The 18,279-nt window shown below is 75.1% G+C and carries 20 protein-coding genes; 5 read left to right on the plus strand and 15 right to left on the minus strand.

Features of this window, described 5'->3' with window-relative positions; genetic code table 11:
* The first annotated feature begins 39 nt into the window (after window positions 1-39).
* On the plus strand, window positions 40-984 hold the full coding sequence (locus N0B34_RS00475; protein WP_263729214.1) for an NAD(P)-dependent oxidoreductase: 945 nt from the start codon (window positions 40-42) through the stop codon (window positions 982-984).
* Between the two features lie 18 nt (window positions 985-1,002).
* Here the strand turns inward: N0B34_RS00475 and mutM are convergent, their stop codons facing one another.
* The 11 genes from mutM to N0B34_RS00530 all read right to left on the minus strand — a co-directional run bounded on the left by mutM (window position 1,003) and on the right by N0B34_RS00530 (window position 11,448).
* Window positions 1,003-1,908 (minus strand): bifunctional DNA-formamidopyrimidine glycosylase/DNA-(apurinic or apyrimidinic site) lyase, encoded by a 906-nt coding sequence (gene mutM, locus N0B34_RS00480; protein WP_263729215.1) that lies wholly within the window; start codon window positions 1,906-1,908, stop codon window positions 1,003-1,005.
* A gap of 6 nt (window positions 1,909-1,914) precedes the next feature.
* Complete coding sequence (gene rnc, locus N0B34_RS00485; RefSeq protein ID WP_263729216.1) at window positions 1,915-2,652, minus strand: ribonuclease III; 738 nt, start codon at window positions 2,650-2,652, stop codon at window positions 1,915-1,917.
* 20 nt (window positions 2,653-2,672) lie between these two features.
* Window positions 2,673-2,870, minus strand: coding sequence for a 50S ribosomal protein L32 (gene rpmF / locus N0B34_RS00490; protein WP_263729217.1), 198 nt, complete (start codon window positions 2,868-2,870; stop codon window positions 2,673-2,675).
* 2 nt (window positions 2,871-2,872) lie between these two features.
* Complete coding sequence (locus N0B34_RS00495; RefSeq protein WP_263729861.1) at window positions 2,873-3,451, minus strand: YceD family protein; 579 nt, start codon at window positions 3,449-3,451, stop codon at window positions 2,873-2,875.
* Between the two features lie 96 nt (window positions 3,452-3,547).
* Window positions 3,548-4,033 (minus strand): hypothetical protein, encoded by a 486-nt coding sequence (locus N0B34_RS00500; protein ID WP_263729218.1) that lies wholly within the window; start codon window positions 4,031-4,033, stop codon window positions 3,548-3,550.
* On the minus strand, window positions 4,030-4,590 hold the full coding sequence (coaD, locus tag N0B34_RS00505; RefSeq protein ID WP_263729219.1) for a pantetheine-phosphate adenylyltransferase: 561 nt from the start codon (window positions 4,588-4,590) through the stop codon (window positions 4,030-4,032). Before coaD ends, N0B34_RS00500 begins: the two co-directional genes overlap by 4 nt.
* A 36-nt stretch (window positions 4,591-4,626) precedes the next feature.
* Window positions 4,627-5,178, minus strand: coding sequence for a 16S rRNA (guanine(966)-N(2))-methyltransferase RsmD (gene rsmD / locus N0B34_RS00510; protein WP_263729221.1), 552 nt, complete (start codon window positions 5,176-5,178; stop codon window positions 4,627-4,629).
* A complete protein-coding gene (locus N0B34_RS00515; RefSeq protein WP_263729222.1) occupies window positions 5,175-6,815 on the minus strand; it encodes a DUF6297 family protein in 1,641 nt (546 codons plus the stop codon). The genes rsmD and N0B34_RS00515 overlap by 4 nt, the downstream gene beginning before the upstream one ends.
* Window positions 6,812-7,507 carry an ABC transporter ATP-binding protein gene (locus N0B34_RS00520; protein ID WP_263729223.1) on the minus strand — a complete coding sequence of 232 codons (696 nt, stop codon included), beginning with the start codon at window positions 7,505-7,507 and terminating at the stop codon, window positions 6,812-6,814. Before N0B34_RS00520 ends, N0B34_RS00515 begins: the two co-directional genes overlap by 4 nt.
* A 94-nt stretch (window positions 7,508-7,601) precedes the next feature.
* Window positions 7,602-9,827: an ATP-dependent DNA helicase RecG gene (locus N0B34_RS00525; RefSeq protein WP_263729224.1), complete on the minus strand. Its 2,226-nt coding sequence runs from the start codon at window positions 9,825-9,827 to the stop codon at window positions 7,602-7,604.
* Between the two features lie 46 nt (window positions 9,828-9,873).
* Window positions 9,874-11,448 (minus strand): DAK2 domain-containing protein, encoded by a 1,575-nt coding sequence (locus tag N0B34_RS00530; protein ID WP_263729225.1) that lies wholly within the window; start codon window positions 11,446-11,448, stop codon window positions 9,874-9,876.
* A 260-nt stretch (window positions 11,449-11,708) separates the two neighbouring features.
* Between N0B34_RS00530 and rpmB the strand changes: the two genes are divergently transcribed.
* Window positions 11,709-11,900 carry a 50S ribosomal protein L28 gene (rpmB, locus tag N0B34_RS00535; protein ID WP_263729226.1) on the plus strand — a complete coding sequence of 64 codons (192 nt, stop codon included), beginning with the start codon at window positions 11,709-11,711 and terminating at the stop codon, window positions 11,898-11,900.
* 162 nt (window positions 11,901-12,062) lie between these two features.
* On the plus strand, window positions 12,063-12,584 hold the full coding sequence (locus tag N0B34_RS00540; RefSeq protein WP_263729227.1) for a GNAT family N-acetyltransferase: 522 nt from the start codon (window positions 12,063-12,065) through the stop codon (window positions 12,582-12,584).
* A gap of 4 nt (window positions 12,585-12,588) precedes the next feature.
* Here N0B34_RS00540 and N0B34_RS00545 read toward each other — a convergent pair whose 3' ends face one another.
* On the minus strand, window positions 12,589-13,557 hold the full coding sequence (locus tag N0B34_RS00545; protein WP_263729862.1) for a thiamine-phosphate kinase: 969 nt from the start codon (window positions 13,555-13,557) through the stop codon (window positions 12,589-12,591).
* 38 nt (window positions 13,558-13,595) lie between these two features.
* Here N0B34_RS00545 and N0B34_RS00550 point away from each other — a divergent pair, with 38 nt between their 5' ends.
* On the plus strand, window positions 13,596-14,126 hold the full coding sequence (locus N0B34_RS00550; protein ID WP_263729228.1) for a DUF3515 domain-containing protein: 531 nt from the start codon (window positions 13,596-13,598) through the stop codon (window positions 14,124-14,126).
* A gap of 37 nt (window positions 14,127-14,163) precedes the next feature.
* Here the strand turns inward: N0B34_RS00550 and N0B34_RS00555 are convergent, their stop codons facing one another.
* A complete protein-coding gene (locus N0B34_RS00555; RefSeq protein WP_263729229.1) occupies window positions 14,164-15,288 on the minus strand; it encodes a D-alanine--D-alanine ligase family protein in 1,125 nt (374 codons plus the stop codon).
* 40 nt (window positions 15,289-15,328) lie between these two features.
* On the opposite strand from N0B34_RS00555, the gene N0B34_RS00560 reads away from it, so the two are divergent.
* Window positions 15,329-16,486: a trans-sulfuration enzyme family protein gene (locus N0B34_RS00560; RefSeq protein WP_263729230.1), complete on the plus strand. Its 1,158-nt coding sequence runs from the start codon at window positions 15,329-15,331 to the stop codon at window positions 16,484-16,486.
* On the opposite strand, the gene N0B34_RS00565 is transcribed toward N0B34_RS00560, so the two are convergent.
* Complete coding sequence (locus tag N0B34_RS00565; RefSeq protein WP_263729863.1) at window positions 16,487-17,506, minus strand: NAD(P)H-dependent glycerol-3-phosphate dehydrogenase; 1,020 nt, start codon at window positions 17,504-17,506, stop codon at window positions 16,487-16,489.
* 20 nt (window positions 17,507-17,526) lie between these two features.
* Window positions 17,527-18,270, minus strand: a complete 744-nt coding sequence (locus tag N0B34_RS00570; protein WP_263729231.1) for a lysophospholipid acyltransferase family protein — start codon at window positions 18,268-18,270, stop codon at window positions 17,527-17,529.
* Window positions 18,271-18,279 lie beyond the last annotated feature (9 nt).

The following is an 18,279-nucleotide window of genomic DNA, read 5'->3' on the forward strand; positions in this document are numbered from 1 at the left end:
GCAGTCCCGGGGGAACTCACCGTGGCATCGTAGCGACCTGTGACGATCGTCCTGCTCCCGGACACACTCGACCGCGAACCCGTCCTTCCGGCAGACGTCCGGTCCGTCCGCTACGCCGCCGACCGACCGCTGCCCCCCGAGGCCGACGAGGCGGAGGCGCTCGTGGTCTGGGGCAGCTCCCGTGCCTGGCTGACCGAGGCCGCCGGGCGCCTGCCCAAGGTGCGCTGGGTGCAGTCGTTGGCCGCCGGACCGGACGACGTGCTGGCCGCCGGGTTCGGTCCCGAGGTGGTGATCACGTCCGGCCGCGGCCTGCACGACCTGCCGGTCGCGGAGCACACCCTCGCCCTGACGCTGGCGCTAGTCCGCCGCGTGCCGGACCTGGTGCGCGCGCAGCAGCAGCACCGCTGGGCGGCCGAGCTCGGTGGGCTGCAGCCGCTGCACCCCGAGGGCTCGGTGCGCACGCTCCTGGACGCCCACGTGACGGTCTGGGGCTTCGGGTCGATCGCCGCCCGCCTCGCACCCGCCCTCGCGGCGCTCGGGGCGCACGTCACCGGGATCGCGACCGCGGCCGGCGTCCGGCACGGGTTCCCGGTGGTGACGCGCGCCGCGCTGAGCGAGGTGCTGCCCGACACGGATGTGCTCATCGGGCTGCTGCCCGCGACGGACGCGACCCGGCACGCCATCGGCACCGGCGCGCTGGCCCTCCTGCCGCCGCGGGCGCTGCTGGTCAACGTCGGCCGTGGAGCGACGCTCGACGAGGAGGCGCTCGTCACCGCGCTCCGCGCAGGCCGTCTGACCGGCGCCGCGCTGGACGTGTTCGAGAGCGAGCCGCTGCCGTCCGACTCACCCCTCTGGGACGAGCCGTCGGTGCTGATCAGCCCGCACGCCGCGGGTGGGCGGCCCGTCGGCGCCGCCGAGCTGGTCGCGGACAACCTGGTGCGGTTCGTGTCCGGCAGCCCGTTGCGCAACGTGGTGCAGCGGTAGCGGCGGGCGCGGCTCCCGTCAGAGGTGCGGCTGCCTCGGTCGCGGCTGGCAGCGGGGGCAGAGGTACGACGAGCGGTTCATGAACTCCTCGCGGCGTACCGGTGTGCCGCACCGGGGGCACGGGCGACCCGCCTGGCCGTAGACCGCCAGAGACCGGTCGAAGTACCCCGAGGCGCCGTTCACCGCGACGTAGAGCGCGTCGAAGCTGGTTCCCCCCGCCGCCAGCGCCTCGCGCATCACCTCGGCCTCCGCGGCCAGCAGGCGCAGGCCGTCGGCTCGGCGCAGCCCTTCCGTGGGCCGGGCGTAGTGCAGCCGCGCACGCCACAGGCCCTCGTCCGCGTAGATGTTGCCGATACCGGACACCAGCGTCTGGTCCAGGAGCGCCCGCTTCAGCCCCGTGCGGCGGGAGCGGATCGCGCGCACCACCGCCTCCGGGTCCAGCACGGGGTCCAGCACGTCGCGGGCGATGTGCGCCGCCGGCGCGGGTATGGCGGGCAGGGCGGAGCCGAGGCCCCCGGCACCACCGTCGGACGTCGGGACGAGGTCGGGCACGGACAGGTGGCCGAAGGTGCGCTGGTCGACGAAGTCGAGCCGCGACCCGTCGTCGAGCTCCAGCCGCACGCGCAGGTGCGGGTGCTCGACGGCCTCGTCGTCACCCGGCGGGTGCACCCGCAGCTGCCCGCTCATCCCGAGGTGGGCCATCAGGGCGTCGTCGTCGGAGCCCAGCAGCAACCAGAGGAACTTGCCCCGCCGGACCGCCGCCGTCAGCGGCCGTCCGGCCAGTCTCGCGGCGAAGTCCAGCGGTCCCCCGTCGTGCCGCCGGACGCTGTAGTCGCGGTGCACCTGCACCCCGGTGACGGTGCGGCCGACGACGTGCCACGCCAGGCCCTCGCGGACCGTCTCGACCTCGGGCAGCTCCGGCAAGCGGTCTCAGCCGGCCCGGCCGTCGGCCACGGCCTGCGCCTCGGCCTCGTCCTGGGCGTCCCGCAGCGCACCCAGCGCGAGGTAGCCCGCCTCGGCCGCCTCCTGCTCGGCGATCTTCTTCGCCGAGCCGACACCCGTGCCGCGCACCTCGCCGCCCACCACCACCTGGGCGGTGAACACCCGGGCGTGGTCCGGGCCCTCGCCCGTGACCAGGTACTCCGGCGCGCCCATGCCGAGCGCGGCCGCGAGCTCCTGCAGGGAGGTCTTCCAGTCCAGCCCGGCCCCGAGGTCCGCCGCTCGCGCGAGCGTCGGCCCCACCAGCCGGTCCACCAGCACCCGCGCCGTCTCCAGGCCGTGGGTGAGGTAGACGGCGCCGAAGATCGCCTCGAGGGTGTCCGAGAGGATCGAGTCCTTGTCCGCACCACCGGTGGCGAGCTCGCCCTTGCCGAGCAGCACGAAGCGGCCGAGGTCCAGCTCCCGGGCGACCCCCGCGAGCGCGCGCTGCGACACCGTCGCCGCGCGCATCTTGGCGAGATCGCCCTCCGGGTGGTCGGGGTGCTCCCGGTAGAGCCGCTCCGTGACGACCACGCCGAGCACCGAGTCGCCGAGGAACTCGAGGCGCTCGTTGGTCGGCAGGCCCCCCGCCTCGTGGGCGAACGACCGGTGGGTCAGGGCAAGCACGAGAAGCTCGGGGTCCAGGTGGACCCCGAGCTTCGTCAGCAGCTGATCGGCCGCGGTGCTCATCACGAGATCACCGCGCGAGGTCAGACGCCCTCGAACTCGCTGCGCACGGCCTGGGCGTACTGCCGGCCGTTGTAGGTGCCGCAGGAGGGGCACGCGACGTGCGGCTGCTTGTCAGCCTTGCACTGCGGGCAGGTGGTGAGCGGCGTGGCAGTGGTCTTCCACTGCGAGCGGCGCGCCCGGGTGTTGCTGCGCGACATCTTGCGCTTCGGAACAGCCACGGCTAGCTCTCTTTCGTCTCGTCATCCTGGCCGACCAGGCCGCCCAGGGCAGCCCATCGGGGGTCAAGCGTCTCATGCGTGTGGTCCGGGTCGTCCGCCAGGTGCGCACCGCACTGCGGGCACAGGCCCGGGCAGTCCGGCCGGCACACCGGCTGGAACGGCAGCGCAGGCACCACCGCGTCCCGCAGCGCGGGTTCGAGGTCGATCAGATCGCCCTCGAGCTCCCGCACGTCCTCCTCGTCGTCACCGTCCTGGACCGCGACCGCCGCACGTTCGGGGTACACGTACAGCTCGGACAGGTGCACCTCGACATCCTCGAGCACCCGGTCCAGGCAGCGCACGCACTCCCCGACGGCCTGGCCGCGAACCGTTCCGGAGACCAGGACCCCCTCGGTCACCGCCTCGAGCCGGAGGTCCAGCTCGAGTTCGGATCCTTCAGGGATGCCGATGACCACCGTGCCGAGGTCGGCGGGGGCCGCCACCGTCCGGCGCTCGGGTCGCATCGAACCCGGCGCCCGGCCCAGCTCGTGCGTGTCCAGCACCAGGGGCGAGCGGGGATCGAGCTGGCCAGGGCGCTGCACGGCAGGTGTCCCCTCGTCGATCTCGGTCCGGACCACCACCGGCAGGACCAGCCGGCAACTCTACGGCACCCGGTAGGGCACGCCAAAACGCAGCGGCTACATGCCCGCGGCGCCCAGCCGCCCCGCGAGCTTCGCGCGACCGGCCTGCACCTGGCTCAGCACCTTGCCCAGGTCGATCTCGAAGTCCGCCAGGCGCCGGTCGCAGTAGTCGTCGGCATCGCGCCGGAGCGCATCGGCCTGCTCCTGCGCGTCGGCGAGCAGCTGCGCCGCACGGTCGCGGGCCTCGACCGTGATCGCCTCGGCCTCGACGAGCCGGTCGGCCTGCTCCCGAGCGCGGGCGAGGATCGCCTCGGCCTCCGATCGGGCGTCGGCACGCGCCGCGTCGGCGTCGGCCAGGAGGGCGTCGGCCCTCGTCAGCTGCGCCGGCAGGGCCGCGCGGGCCTGGTCGACGAGGTCGAGCAGCTCCGCCCGGTTCACCAGCACGGAGGACGACATCGGCATCGCGCGCGCCTGCTCCACCGCGGCCGCCAACGCCTCCAGCACGCCCTGCACACCGCCCGTGCGGTCGTCGATCTCGCTCATCGCGTCACCTCCGTCGCTGCCGACACGCTCGAGCCGTCGGAGCCCGTCGCGACCCCCGCGCGGCCCCCGGCTCCGGCTCCCTCCGCTGCCACCGCCCGCAGGACCGCCTCGGCCACACCGGGCGGGACGAGGTCGTCGATCCGCCCACCGTGCCGGGCGACGTCCTTCACCAGGGACGACGCGATGTGCGCCAGCGCCGTGTCGCCGGGGACGAAGACCGTCTCGACACCGGACAGGTGCCGGTTCATCAGAGCCATGGCGAGCTCGGCGTCGACGTCCGCGCCGCCGCGCAGGCCCTTGACCACGGCGTCCGCGCCCGTCTCGCGCAGGAAGTCGGCCAGCAGCCCGTCGGTGGCGGCCACCCGCACCCCCGGCAGGTCCGCCACGGCCTCGCGCACCAGCCGGACACGCTCCTCCACGCCGAGCAGAGGCCGCTTGGCGGAGTTGTGCGCGACGGCGACGACCACCTCGTCGAACATCGACCGCGCGCGCCGCACCACGTCCAGGTGGCCGAGGGTCACGGGGTCGAAGGACCCGGGGCAGACGGCGAGGCTCACGGTGCCAACCTACGCCGGGCCCGTGCGCGAACGCCGTCAGGACGTCGTGGCGAACCAGACGTGGGTCTCGCCGTAGCCGCGCTCGCCGTCCGCCACGAGACCGCCCGGCCACGTCGGCCCCGCTCCCCGGGCGGAGCGCTCCACGACGACCACGGCGTCCGGTGCCAGCGCCGGCACCAGGGCGGCGAGGACGTCGTCGAGCGCGGCGGCCGGGACGTCGTACGGCGGGTCGAGCAGCACGAGGTCCCACGGCGCTGCGGCAGGGCGTGCGACGAACCGTTCGACGCGCTCTGCCACCACCTGGACCCGCGCGGAGAGGCCCAGCGTGGTCGCGTTGCGGCGGCACACGTCCGCCGCGGCACGGGCCGCCTCGACGAGGGTCACGGCGGCCGCCCCCCTGCTCGCCGCCTCGAGGCCCAGCGCACCAGAGCCGGCGTACAGGTCGAGCACGCGGGCACCCGCCACCGCGTCGCGGTGCTCCAGCCGGGAGAACAGCGCTTCTCGGACGCGTTCGCTGGTGGGACGGGTCCCGCGCGGAGGGACCTGGAGGGTGCGCCCGCCGGCCGAGCCGGCGACGATCCGGGTCACGGACGTCCCGTACGGGCGCCGGTCTTCTTCTTCTCCTCCTCGAGGAGCTCCTGCTGACGGGCCATCCAGTCCATGAAGCCGCCCGTCGCCAGGGACGACGAGATGAGCACGGCCACGACGGCCAGGGCGGCCTGGACCAGGAGCAGCGTGGGGCTCACGGTGCGCAGCAGGACGGCGATCCACGTCGGCAGCAGGCCGAGGAGCATCACGTCCGGCCCACGGGCGATCACGGCGGCGACCCCGGTCGGCAGAGCGCCCATCGGTGTGGACACGAGCGGCTTGTTCCAGTCGGGTGCCGGTCGGTAGGCCGCTCGGACGGCACCGGCGGCCCAGACGGGTGTCCCGGCCACGGCGAGCGCCAGCCAACCCGGCACGTCCGCCGCCCAACGCCCGAGCCCGGCGAAGACGACGAGGTTCCAGACGAGCATCACCGCACCGGGCACCACCATCCGCAGCCGACGCACCGTCTTGGCCCCGAGCGGCAGCGCGCGGTCGAGCACGGGCGCCATCTCGCCGCGGCGAGCGCCTTCGGCCGTCGCGCTCTGCGCCACCATTCCCGACAGCAGCAGCGCGAGCAGGACGGCCGCGGGCGCCGCGAGCTGCGGCACGACGGTGGCGAGCAGCGGCACCAGCGCGGCGACGACGAGCTGGACCAGGTGCCGCGACGAGCGCCGCAGCAGCACGAGATCGGCCGTGATCAGGGCGCTGGTGGCACCGCGGACGGTGCGCAGCCGCGAGACCCGCCGTCGGGCCGGCGACTCACCGCCGGCGGACAGCGCACGGCCGAGCTCCCGGGAGTCCATCGAGACGACCGCTCCGACCGCCTGCGTCACCACGGACCCGCTCTCGCGAAGCGTGCGGGCGGGCATGCGGTCCAACCGGCGGTCCACCACCGCGGCCAGCCCGACGACCACGACCGCAGCGACCACGAGCGACGCCCACGACGGGACGGGCAGCGCCCCGACGCGTGTGCCCGCGAGCGTCAGGCCGACCGCCACCAGCGGGGCGGCGGCCAGCACGAGGTCGCCGACCAGGGCGGTGTGCCGACGTGCGACGCCGAGCGACTGGCCGGCGGCGGCGAGCAGGACCAGCAGCACCGAACCGAGGGCGCCCGCCGCGGCGGCTCGCAGCACGCGGCCACCGCCGTCGGCCAGCAGACCGGCGTCGAGCAGGGCCACGACCACGGCACCCGCGGCGGCGGCCACCAGCGGCAGCCGCCGAGCCGCCGGCCGCAGCAGGCCGCGGCGCGCCACCGGCAGGCTCAGCCACCAGGACGCCTCGGCACCACCGGCCGCGACCGGGCCGAGGCGGCCCGACAACGACACGAGCACTCCGACGAGTGCGGCGACCAGGACGGTCACCAGCGTCGGCAGGTTGAGCCCGTGCGGCGCCGCCACCGCCGGAGCGGGCGGCAGCGCCACGCGCAGCTGCTGGGCCACACCGAGCGCCACGCCGACGGCGATCGCCAGCATGATGACGGCGTAGTAGACGTCCGACAGCAGCGAACCGACGCCGGCGCCGGCCCTGGTGCGTCCTGCTGCCGCGGTGAAACGCCGGACAGCCTGCGCGGACGGCAGCTCCCCACGCTCCCCCGGCAGGACCGCCGGCGTGCCGTCGAACGCCTCGGACGAGGTCACGCCGGCACCTGGGCGATCAGCGCAGCCCCGTCCTCGGCCGACAGCAGCTCGCACCGCTCCTCGTCGACGTGCAGCGCCCGGTCGGCCACGCCACGCACGAGCGCGGGGTCGTGGGTCGCGACCAGGACCGCGCCGCCCGCGGCCTTCTCGGCGCGCAGACGCTCCATCAGGCGCGCGTGCATCCGCCGGTCGAGCCGCTGCTCCGGCTCGTCCAGCACCAGGAGAGACCGCGGACGCGCGAAGCCGGCGGCGAGCAGCAACCGACGCCGCTGACCGGACGAGAGGGCCACCGGCAGGGCCCGTGCGTGCTCGGTGAGGCCGAACTCCTCCAGCAGCTCGTCGACCCGGTCCCAGGCGTCTCGCACGCCGTGACCGCGTGCGACCAGGTACAGGTGCTCCGCGACGGACAGGGACGGGAAGTAGGCGTCGTCGTCGAGCACGCTGGACACCTGCGTGCGGAAGCCGATCTCGCGCTCGTCCACCTCGGAGCCGAAGACCTCCAGCCGGCCCTTCACCGGCTCCAGGAGCCCGATCACGGCGCGCAGCACGGTGGACTTGCCGGCGCCGTTCGCCCCGACGAGCGCAAGGGCACGGCCGGGCTGCAGGGTGAAGGTGACGGGTGCGCACACCGGGGCGCCGCCGTAGCCGACGAGCAGGTCCTGGGCGCGGACGGCGGGCACGGGTTTCGGCACGACGGTCAGGGTAGACCGAGCCGACGGCCGTCCCGTGGGCCGGTCGGGCGGCGCCCGGGCGTGGGTGGCACGGGTGCCCTCCCGGCTGGCGCGCTCAGACCCGCTCGAGGAACTCCTCACGGTCACCGGTCAGCCGGTCGGCGATCGCGGAGTCGAGCGGTGGCCAGCTCCGCAGCTCCGGGTCGTCGGCCACGAACCGCGTCGCATCCGCGCGGGCGCGTTCGATCACGTCCACGTCGCGGGCGACGCGGAGCAGTCGCAAGGAGCTCGTCCCGCCGGACTGCGCCGCTCCGAGGACGTCTCCCTCGCGGCGCAGCTCGAGGTCGGCGGCCGCGAGGGCGAACCCGTCGGAGGTGGTGGTCAGCGTGGTCAGCCGGTCCCAGGCCGGTGTCCCCTCCGTCGCGTGCGAGACGAGCAGGCAGGTGCCGGGCGCGGTGCCGCGGCCTACCCGACCACGCAGCTGGTGCAGCTGGGACAGGCCGAACCGGTCGGCGTCGAGGACCACCATGACGGTGGCGGCCGGGACGTCGACGCCGACCTCGATGACGGTCGTGGTGACCAGCACGGGCACCGTCCCGGCGGCGAAGTCGGCCAGCACCTGGTCCCGGGCCTCCGCCGGCAACCGGCCGTGCAGCAGGCCGACGCGCACGCCGGCCAGCTCAGGACGGTTGCCGAGGTCCTCCGCCACCTCGAGCACGGCACGCAGCGGTCGACGCGGACCGGCCGCGCCCTCGTCGTCGAGCAGGTCGGCGCCGTCCAGCTCCGCCTCCGGCGACGGGGCCGACGCGTCGTCGGGATCGATCCGGGGGCAGACGACGAACACCCTGCCTCCGGCGTCCACCTGCTCGCGCACCAGGGCCCACGTCCGAGCCATGTAGGCGGGTCGGTCCGCCGCCGCCATGAAGGTGCGCACGCCGCTGCGCCCGGCCGGCACCTCCGCCAGGACCGACGTCTCCAGGTCCCCGAACACCGTCATGGCGACGGTCCTGGGGATCGGCGTCGCGGTCATCACCAGCAGGTGCGGGGTCGCCTGCGCCTTGGCGCGCAGCAGGTCGCGCTGCTCGACGCCGAAGCGGTGCTGCTCGTCCACCACCACCAGCCCGAGGTCGGCGAACTGCACGGTGGAGGAGAGCAGCGCGTGCGTCCCGACGACGATCCCGGCCCGGCCTCCCGCCGCATCGGCGAGCGCCTCCCGTCGGACCGCCGCCGGCTGGGAACCCGTCACCAGCGTGACGCGGGTCGCCACGTCCGCGCCGCCGAGAAACCCTCCCTCCGCCAGGTCGCCGAGGAGGACCCGGAGGGTCCGGGCGTGCTGGACCGCCAGCACCTCGGTGGGAGCCAGCAGTGCCGCCTGCCCGCCGGAGTCGACCACCTGGAGCATCGCGCGGAGCGCCACCACCGTCTTGCCCGACCCGACCTCGCCCTGCAGCAGCCGCTGCATCGGGTGGTCGCCGGCCAGCTCACGCGACAGCACCTGGCCGACCTCACGTTGACCTGCCGTGAGGGTGAACGGCAGCCGGGCGTCGAATGCGTCGAGCAGACCCTCCGCGCGACCGGGGCGCCGCACGGCAGCCTGCTGCGCCGCCCGCACCCGCCGGCGGGCCAGCTCGGCCTGGAGGACGAACGCCTCCTCGTACCGGAGCCGGTCCTGCCCACGTCGCCAGTCGGCGTCCACGTGCGGCTCGTGCACGTCCGTCAGCGCCGAGCGCAGGGTCCCGAGGCCGTGGTCGGCCCGTACCCGCGGCGGCAGCGGATCGAGCACGTCGTCGTCGTCAAGACCGGCGAGCACCGCGCGGATCGCCTCCCGGATCTTCCACGACTCGATGCTCTTCGACGCCGGGTAGATCGGGATCGGCCACGCCGCCTCCTCGCGATGCCGCTCCTCGTCCAGGTCGTCGCCCAGGAGCGTGAACGCCGGGTGCAGCAGCTGCAGCTTGGGGCCGTAACGGCTCACCGTGCCGGTGAACATCGCCCGCCGGCCCGGCAGCAGCACGCCCTCGTGGTACTTCAGGGCGCCCGGTCTGGCAGCGAAGAACCCGAGGTCGAGGCGACCGCGCCCGTCGGTGACCACCGCCTCCAGCAGTCCCCGGCCCTGTCGGGTGGTCCGCAGGGTCGCCTGGACCACCTGGGCGACCACCGTCACGTGCTCGCCCTCGCGGAGGCCAGTGAGGTCGGTCAGCTGCCCGGGTTCGGCGTACCGGCGCGGATAGTGCCGCAGCAGGTCCCCCACCGTGTGCAGGCCGAGTCCCCCCAGCGCCTTGGCCGGCCCCTTCGACACCACGGCCGTCAGCGGACGGTCCAACGGGCGGTCGGAGCGCACGGCCGACGCACCGATGCCCGATCCCCCGCTCGAACGGTCGGCCACCTCAGTCCACCCCGATCCGCCACGCCGGTCCGAAACCCACCGGACCGACCGGCACCGCGTCGAGGTCCGGGAACCGGTCCGCGAGCGCCCCGAGCACGGCGGCACCGTCCCGCAACGGGTGCGCGTGCTGGAGGGTGACGGCCTGCGCGGACGGCAGCTCGGCGACCAGCCGGTCCACGGCGCTCACCACGTCGTCGACGCCGTCCGCCGCCACGACGTCACAGCTGCGCAGCCGGAGCAGTGCGGCGCGCGCCTGCTCGGCCCGTCCCACCCCCACGCCGGCGTGGGTGCCGAGCAGTGCGAGCGACGCGACGGCCGTCCGCAGCACCCCCACCGCCGTGTCCACCACCTCCACCCGCACCCCGGGGAGGTCGCGGCCGCCGCCGGCCGGGTCGAGCAGGAGCCGGGCGGCTGCCGCGGCCTCCTCGGTCCCGGGGAGCACCACCACGTGGTCGGAACCGGTGTCGGCGGCCGCGCGGACCAGGTGCACCGCGTCCACGGGCGCCTCCGGGCACTGCACCACCACGACCGCGCCGCCGGTGGCGAACCAGCCCGCTGTCGCGGGTGACGCCGTACCGATCACCACCCCGAGGTCGTCACCCGCGGCCACCTGGGCGGCCGCCCCCTCGACGAGCCGCACCACCACCTGCTCCCGCGTCCCGGCCGTCCCGCCCGCCTCGATCGCGGCCGCCGGCAGGTCGGTGTGCACGTGCAGGTGCCACAGGTCGTCCGCGCCGACCACGGCGACCGAGTCGCCGACCTCGCCGAGCGCCGCTCGCAACCGGTCGCCCACCGCGGCGTCCGGCTCCGAGGGGCGGACCAGCATCATCACCTCGAACGTGCCGCCGAACCCGGGTGCGTGCCGAGCACCCGTCCGTGGGCCGCCCACCGGGAGCCAGTCCGGCGCACCGGTCAGCGGAGCCGGCTGGTGGCCGGTGGGCGTCAGGAGTGCGCGCTCGAGCGCCTCGAGCAGCACCAGCAGGGCGCAGGCGCCTGCGTCGACCACACCGGCCTGCCGCAGGACCGGGTTCCCGGCGCTCACGTGGCGCAGCTCCGCTCGCGCCTCGCGAAGGGCGGCGCCGAGCACCTGGACCGCCGGCCGGCCGTCCGCGGCCGAACGGCTCGCACGCTCGCCGACCAGGCGCGCGACGGTGAGCACCGTCCCCTCCTGCGGCAGCGCGACAGCGCGGGCGCTCTCGGCGGCTGCGCGCACCAGCGCCCGAGCCAGCAGCTCGCCGTGCGTGCGCGCGGCGCGGTCGGGTGCAGCGTCGGGGACGTCGCCGAGCCCGGCGGCGAACCCCTCGAGGTACTGGCTGAGGATGACGCCGGAGTTGCCGCGCGCCGAGCGCACGCATCCCAGGGCGAACGCGCGCGCGACCTGCTCCGCGTCCGCGGACTGCGGCGCCCGCGCTGCCGCGGCTGCACCCCCGGCCAGCGTCAGCCGGACGTTGGTGCCCGTGTCCGCGTCCCGCACCGGGAAGACGTTCACCGCGTCGATCCGGGCTGCCGACCACGCCATCGCGTCGACGGCAGCCACGGCCCAGGCCCGCACCGCGGTGCCGTCCAGCTCCTCCATGGACCTCCCTCTCGTCACGGCCTACCCTGCCCGGGACCGCCGACATCGCGACCGCCCGCGCCATTTTGGACCCCACCGGACCGTGGGCTAGTCTTGTCCGGTTGTCCGGCCGGTCCGGACCACTGGTGGTGCCCGGCTCGGCTCCCATCGTCTTGTGACGGTGCCGGCGGCCGTGCGGAGCGCCCCACCTGGCGGACGGAGCTCGACCTCCGGCCCGTCCGGCCCTCGAACCATGCACCACTGAAGACCAGGAGAAGATCGTGGCTGCCAACTGCGACGTCTGCGCCAAGGGCCCGAGCTTCGGGCACTCCGTCTCGCACTCGCACATCCGCTCCAAGCGGCGCTGGAACCCGAACATCCAGCGCGTGCGCGTGGTCGTGGCCGGCACGCCGAAGCGGCTGAACGTGTGCACCTCGTGCCTCAAGGCCGGGAAGGTGCAGCGCGCGGTCTGACCGACCGGTCGAACGTCGCCGAAGGCCCGTGGGCTCAGCCCGCGGGCCTTCGTGCTGCCCGGGAACGTCGATCCGGGCGCGTCGAGCCGCCCGTTCTCGTGCCTCAGCACTTCCCCGTGCCGAGGCTGCCACCGCCACAGGACGCTGTGGCATCGTGAGCCCATGGAGCAGCCCGACGAGGTGGTCGTCCGCCCGGCCGACGTCCACGACGCGTCCGGAATCGCCGAGGTGCACGTCCGGTCCTGGCAGGAGGCCTACGCCGGCATCGTCCCTGACTCGTACCTGGCGGACCTCGACCCGCACGAGCGCGCCCCGGTCTGGGCGGACCTGCTGAGCAGAGGCCCCGCCGACGACGTGCGGACCTGGGTCGCGGTGGTCGGCGACCGCATCGTGGGCTTCGCATCGCTGGGTCCCGGCCGCGACGAGGACAGCCGCCGCGCGGACCGCGAGATCTACTCCATGTACCTGTCCCCCGAGCAGTGGGGCCGCGGGGTCGCACGGGAGCTGATGCGCACCGTGATCGCGGAGGCCGGCGCCGGCCGGCGCCTCGTCCTCTGGGTGATGGCGGACAACCAGCGTGCACAGCACTTCTGGCGCCGCCACGGGTTCCAGCCGGACGGCATCGAGAAGTACGAGGACGTCGGCGGTGCCGAGCTGCTCGAGGTGCGCTACCGCCGAGGCTGACGGGTCAGCCGCCGAAGTGGTCCCACCCCGGCGCGACGTCGGGCACGGCGCCGGCGACGAGCACCCCGGGACGGCCGCCGTGCGGCACCGGGCGCACGTGACCGACCACGCGGAACGGCTCCGGGAGCACGGCGTCGGGCGGGAACGTCGCGAGCAGACCGTGGTCCTCGCCGCCACCCAGCACCCAGCTGCGGGCCGGCTTCCCGAGCGCGCCGGCGGCATCGGCCAGGCGGTCCAGGTCGTCTCCGAAGGCGTCCTCCGCGAGGTCGAGGTCGATCACCACGCCGCTCGCGCGCCCGACCCGACCGGCATCGCGCAGCAAGCCGTCGGACACGTCGATCATGGAGCTGGCGCCCGCACGAGCCGCCGCCGGCCCGGCGTCCAGCGGTGACGTCGGCCGCAGGTAGGCCGCCACCAGCTCGTCGTCCAGGTGTCCCCGGCCCGCGAGCAGCAGGTCGAGGCCCGCCGCCGACCAACCGCGGACGCCGGCGTGCGCCACCACGTCGCCCGCCCGGGCACCGGACCGGCGCACCGGCGCCGCACCCTCGAGGTCACCGTGCGCCGTCACGCTCACCACCACGACCGGACCACCGGACAGGTCGCCGCCCACGACACCCACCCCCAGCGGTGCGCACACGGCGGCGAGGCCCTCCGCCATGCCGACCGCCCAGTGCACCGGCAGGTCGCCCGGCATCACCAGGGCCACGACCAGGGCCGTCGGCCGCGCGCCCATCGCGGCGACGTCGGCGAGGTTCTGGACGGCGGCCCGCCGGCCGACGTCCATCCCGGACGACCAGTCGCGCCGGAAGTGCTGGTTCTCCACCAGCACGTCGGTGGTGACCACCACCCGGCCGTCCGGGGCGTTCACCACGGCGGCGTCGTCGCCGGCGGCGATCAGCGTCAGCCGACCCCGCGGGAGCACCGGGACGATGCGACGGAGCAGCGCCTCCTCGGAGAGGTCACGGACGAGCAGGTCAGCCACGGCGGCCCACGCTAGCGCTACGGTGGCGTGTGCCCCTCCCGATGCCCGCCTGGCGGCGCCGTGCCGTCCTGCGGACCTCCGCTCTGCTGGGTGCCGCCGTTGCCGCCGGTTCCCTCGCGGGCTGTGCGAGCACCGTGCCCGTCGCCGTGGCGACGCACGCGACGGACCCGGTGTGCGCCGACGTCGTGCTCAGCACCCCGGACGTGCTCGGTCCGGGGCTGCACCGGCTTGCGACGTCCGCACAGGCCACCACGGCCTGGGGTACCAAGCAGGCGCCCGTCGTCCTGAGGTGCGGCGTCGAGCCGCCGGGGCCGACCACCGAGCGGTGCGAGACGATCCAGACGCCGAACGGTCCCAGCATCGACTGGCTCGTGATCCCGGCCGATGCCGCCGCCTCGAGCACGGGCGCGCCGACCGACTGGACGTTCGTCACCTACGGACGCGTGCCGGCGGTCGAGGTGCACGTGCCGGCCGAGGTCGCCGCACAGCGCTCGACGTCGTTCCTCGACGCGCTGGGACCGGCGATCGCGCGGACGACGAAGGAGCGTTCCTGCGTCTGACCGGCGCGACGGACGACCGCCCAGGGCGCGGCCGTGCTCAGCGCAGGCCGGTCGGCCGTTCGAGCGCGAGCCGCAGGAGCTCGTCGACCAGCGTCGGGTAGTCGGTGCCCGTCGCCGCCCACATCCGCGGGTACATCGAGAACGGGGTGAAGCCGGGCATCGTGTTGATCTCGTTGACCACCACGTCGCCGTCGGGCGTGACGAACACGTCGACGCGGGCCAGACCCTCGCAGCCCACGGCGTCGAACGCCTGCACCGCGATCGCCCGGACCCGCTCGATGACGTCCGCGGGCAGGTCGGCCGGGCACTCGAGGCGCACGCTCGCCTCGTCGAGGTACTTGGCCTCGAAGTCGTAGAAGGCGTGCCGGTGGTCGGTGACGACGATCTCCCCCGGCAGCGACGCCCGGGCCGGCCTGCCGTCCGCACCGCCCAGCACGCCGCACTCGATCTCGCGACCGACGATCGCCGCCTCGACGACGACCTTCGGGTCGTGCTCCGCCGCCGCGCGGATCGCCGTCTCCAGGTCCGCCCAGTCGTCCACGCGGCTGATGCCGAGGCTGGACCCCGCACGCGCAGGCTTGACGAACACGGGCAGGCCGAGCTCCTGCACGCGCGCGACCACACCCGCGGGGTCCCGGTCCAGCTCGCCGGGACGCACGACGCGGTACGGCCCGACGGTCAGCCCCTGACCGGCGAAGACCAGCTTCATCATCTGCTTGTCCATGCCGACCGCGGAGGCGAGCACCCCGGCCCCGACGTACCGGACGTCGGCCAGCTCGAGCATCCCCTGCAGCGTGCCGTCCTCACCGAAGGGGCCGTGCAGCAGCGGGAAGACGACGTCCACGGTCCCCAGCGCCTCGGCGACCCCGCCGCGCAGCACCTGCAGCTCGCGGTCGTCGACCGCCTGGGGCAGCAGCACGCGCGCCGGCGCGTCCGTCACCTCCGGCAGCCTGCCGCCGGTGATCACCCAGCGGTCCGGGTCGTCGTCCACCGGCACCCACCGACCGTCACGGGTGATGCCGACGGCGAGCACGTCGTAGCGGTCGCGGTCGATCGCGCGGAGCACGCCCCCTGCGGTGACGCAGCTGATGGGGTGCTCGCCGGACCGACCGCCGAACAGCACCATGACCCGGGGGCGGCGCGGGGCGGGAGTGGCGGACATCGCGCCGACCCTACCCCGAGCCGCGGGCTACCCTGCGCGGGTGAACGACACGTCGGAGCACCCGATCGACCTGTCCCCCGCCACGTTGGCGGTCACGGCCGGCAGGCCGCCCCGTGCGCAGGGCGCTCCGGTGAACCCCCCGATCGTGCTGTCCTCGACGTACGTGTCCCAGGGCGTGCCCGGGCCGGGCGAGCTCGTGTACACGCGCAGCGGCACCGAGACGTGGCAACCGTTCGAGGAGGCGCTCGGACGGCTCGAGGGCTCGGCCCGCCCCGGCCTGCTGTTCGGCTCCGGCATGGCGGCGGTCGCAGCGGCGCTCTCGCTCGTGCCCACCGGCGGCACGGTCGTCGTGCCCCGGCACGCCTACCAGGTCAGCCTCGGCCTGCTCGACGAGCTCGAGGCACGAGGCGCCCTCTCCGTCACCCGCGTCGACATCGCCGACACCGACGCGGTGGTCGGCGCCCTCACCGGGGCGGCGATGCTCTGGGTGGAGACGCCGACCAACCCGATGCTCGAGGTCGCCGACCTGCCGGCTCTGGCGACCGCGGCGCACGCGGCGGGTGCCCTGGTCGCCGTCGACAACACGTTCGCCACACCGCTGGGCCAGCGGCCCCTGACGCTCGGCGCCGACGTCGTCGTGCACTCGGTGACCAAGTACCTCGCGGGCCACAGCGACGTCGTCCTCGGTGCAGCGCTGGCGGACGACGAGGCGATCCATGCACGCCTGCTGGCGCACCGGACGGTCCACGGCGCCATCGCGGGGCCCTTCGAGGCATGGCTGGCGCTCCGCGGGCTGCGGACGCTGGCCCTGCGGGTCGAGCGGTCGCAGGCCACGGCCGCCGAGCTCGCGCGCCGCCTGGCGGACCACCCCGGCGTCGCCGAGGTGCGGCACCCGAGCCTGCCGGACGACCCGGGGCACCGGCGCGCCGCACAGCTGATGGAGGGCTTCGGCTCCATCCTCTGCATCCGGCCGACGGGCGGACCGGCCGTTGCGGACGCGGTGGTCGGCGCCGTCCGGCTGTGGGTGCCCGCGACCAGCCTGGGCGGGGTGGAGTCGTCGCTCGAGCGCCGTCGGCGCTACAGCACCGAGTCGCCCACCGTCCCGGAGGACTTGCTCCGGCTCTCCGTCGGCATCGAGGACGTGGAGGACCTCTGGACCGACCTCGACGCGGCGCTGCGCGTCGCGACGAACCGCTAGCTAGACGCCCTCGGCCTTCGTCGGCCGGCCCAGCAGCAGCGGGGCGAGCTCGTCCACCGGCAGGTCCTCGTAGAGGACGCGCACCACGGCCTCCGTGATGGGCATCTCGACGCCGCGGGAGCGGGCGAGGTCCAGCACGGGTCGGCACGTCTTGACGCCCTCGGCGGTGCCACCCGTCGCCGTGATCGCCTCCGCCAGCGACATCCCCGCGCCGAGGTGCACACCGAGCCGGTGGTTGCGGGAGTCGGGGGACGCGCACGTCGCCATCAGGTCACCCATGCCCGCCAGACCGCCGAACGTGTCGGCGTCTGCGCCCAGGGCCAGCCCGAGCCGGGTGATCTCCACCAGACCCCGCGTGATCACCGTGGCCATCGTGTTGAACCCGAGGCCGCGACCCTGCGAGATGCCCACCGCGAGCGCGATGACGTTCTTCACGGCACCGCACAGCTCGACGCCGACCACGTCGGGGTTGGTGTAGGGCCGGAAGTACGACGACCGCACGGAGCGGGCGACGAACGCGGCGGTGTCCGGGTCCGTGCTGGCGACGACCGTGGCCGTCGGCTGCCGCTGGGCGATCTCGTGGGCGAGGTTCGGTCCGGAGACGACCGCGACCCGTCCCGCCGGCACGTCGAGCGCCTCGGCGACCACCTGGCTCATCCGCCGGTCGGAGGACAGCTCGACGCCCTTCATCAGGGACACGACCACCGTGTTCGGACCGATGGCCGACCGGAGGGGTTCCAGCAGCGCGCGCGCACCCTGCGACGGCACGGCGACGGCCACCAGGTCCGCCCCCCGCACCGCCTCGACGACATCGGCCTCCGCGGTCACGGCCGCGGGCAGGGTCACGCCGGGCAGGTAGGCCTCGTTGCGGTGCTCGTCGCGGATCTGCCGGCACACCTGCGGGTCCCGGCCCCACACGGTCACGTCACAGCCGGCGTCGGCCAGCACCATCGCAAACGTGGTGCCCCAGCTGCCCGCTCCCAGCACGGCTGCGCGGGTCGCCGCGCCGGCCGGGTGCATGCCCGACGTCGCGTCGTCCGTCACGACGCCGACGGCGTGCTGGTCGCCCCGCCCCGACCACCCGGGGGCGGCACGAACCGGACGGCGGGGGCCTGCTCGCCACGGATGCCCTCGAGCAGCCGCGTGATCGCCTCCATCACGCGCTCCGTCGCCTCGCGCAGCGTCGCGGAGTCCATCGGTCGGTCGTACAGGTCGTCGAGCACCACCGGCGGGCCGGCGAGCACCTCGACGTGCGCCCGCGGGAACAGGTGCGGCACCTTGCCGTAGCGCGCGAGCAGGTGGTGCGCCCCCCACTGCGCCACGGGGATCACAGGGGCCCGGGTGGTCAGCGCGAGACGTGCCACACCGGTCTTGCCCTGCATCGGCCACATGTCCGGCTCGCGGGTCAGCGTCCCCTCCGGGAACACCACCACGCACTCACCGTCCCGGACGGCCTGGGCGCCCGCGTCCAACGACTGACCGGCGGCGCTGCTGTTGCGCTGCACCGGGATCTGACCGGTCCCGCGCAGCGCCGCGCCGATCACGGGCGCCGTGAACAGCGACGCCTTCGCCAGGATCCGCGGCACCACCCCGTTGTCCCAGAGGAAGTGCGCCAGGGTCAGCGGGTCGGCCTGCGTGACGTGGTTCGCCGCGACGATGAACCCACCCTCCCGGGGCAGGTTCTCCACCCCCCGCCAGTCCCGCCGCGTCGTGGCGAAGAGGACGGGGCGCACGACGGCGGCCACACGGCGGTAGGCGCGGTTGGCGCGCGCGGGGCTCGGCACGGCGACGAT

The organism is Cellulomonas sp. SG140 (genome assembly GCF_025770785.1).
In the GTDB taxonomy this organism is placed as follows: domain Bacteria; phylum Actinomycetota; class Actinomycetes; order Actinomycetales; family Cellulomonadaceae; genus Cellulomonas.

Coding starts and splice junctions, on each gene's coding strand:
- rnc (WP_263729216.1), bottom strand. CDS start 2,652: ATGAGCACCGCGGCCGATCAGCTGCTGACGAAGCTCGGGGTCCACCTG.
- N0B34_RS00500 (WP_263729218.1), bottom strand. CDS start 4,033: ATGAGCGAGATCGACGACCGCACGGGCGGTGTGCAGGGCGTGCTGGAG.
- N0B34_RS00530 (WP_263729225.1), bottom strand. CDS start 11,448: ATGGAGGAGCTGGACGGCACCGCGGTGCGGGCCTGGGCCGTGGCTGCC.
- N0B34_RS00540 (WP_263729227.1), top strand. CDS start 12,063: ATGGAGCAGCCCGACGAGGTGGTCGTCCGCCCGGCCGACGTCCACGAC.
- N0B34_RS00555 (WP_263729229.1), bottom strand. CDS start 15,288: ATGTCCGCCACTCCCGCCCCGCGCCGCCCCCGGGTCATGGTGCTGTTC.
- N0B34_RS00565 (WP_263729863.1), bottom strand. CDS start 17,506: ATGCACCCGGCCGGCGCGGCGACCCGCGCAGCCGTGCTGGGAGCGGGC.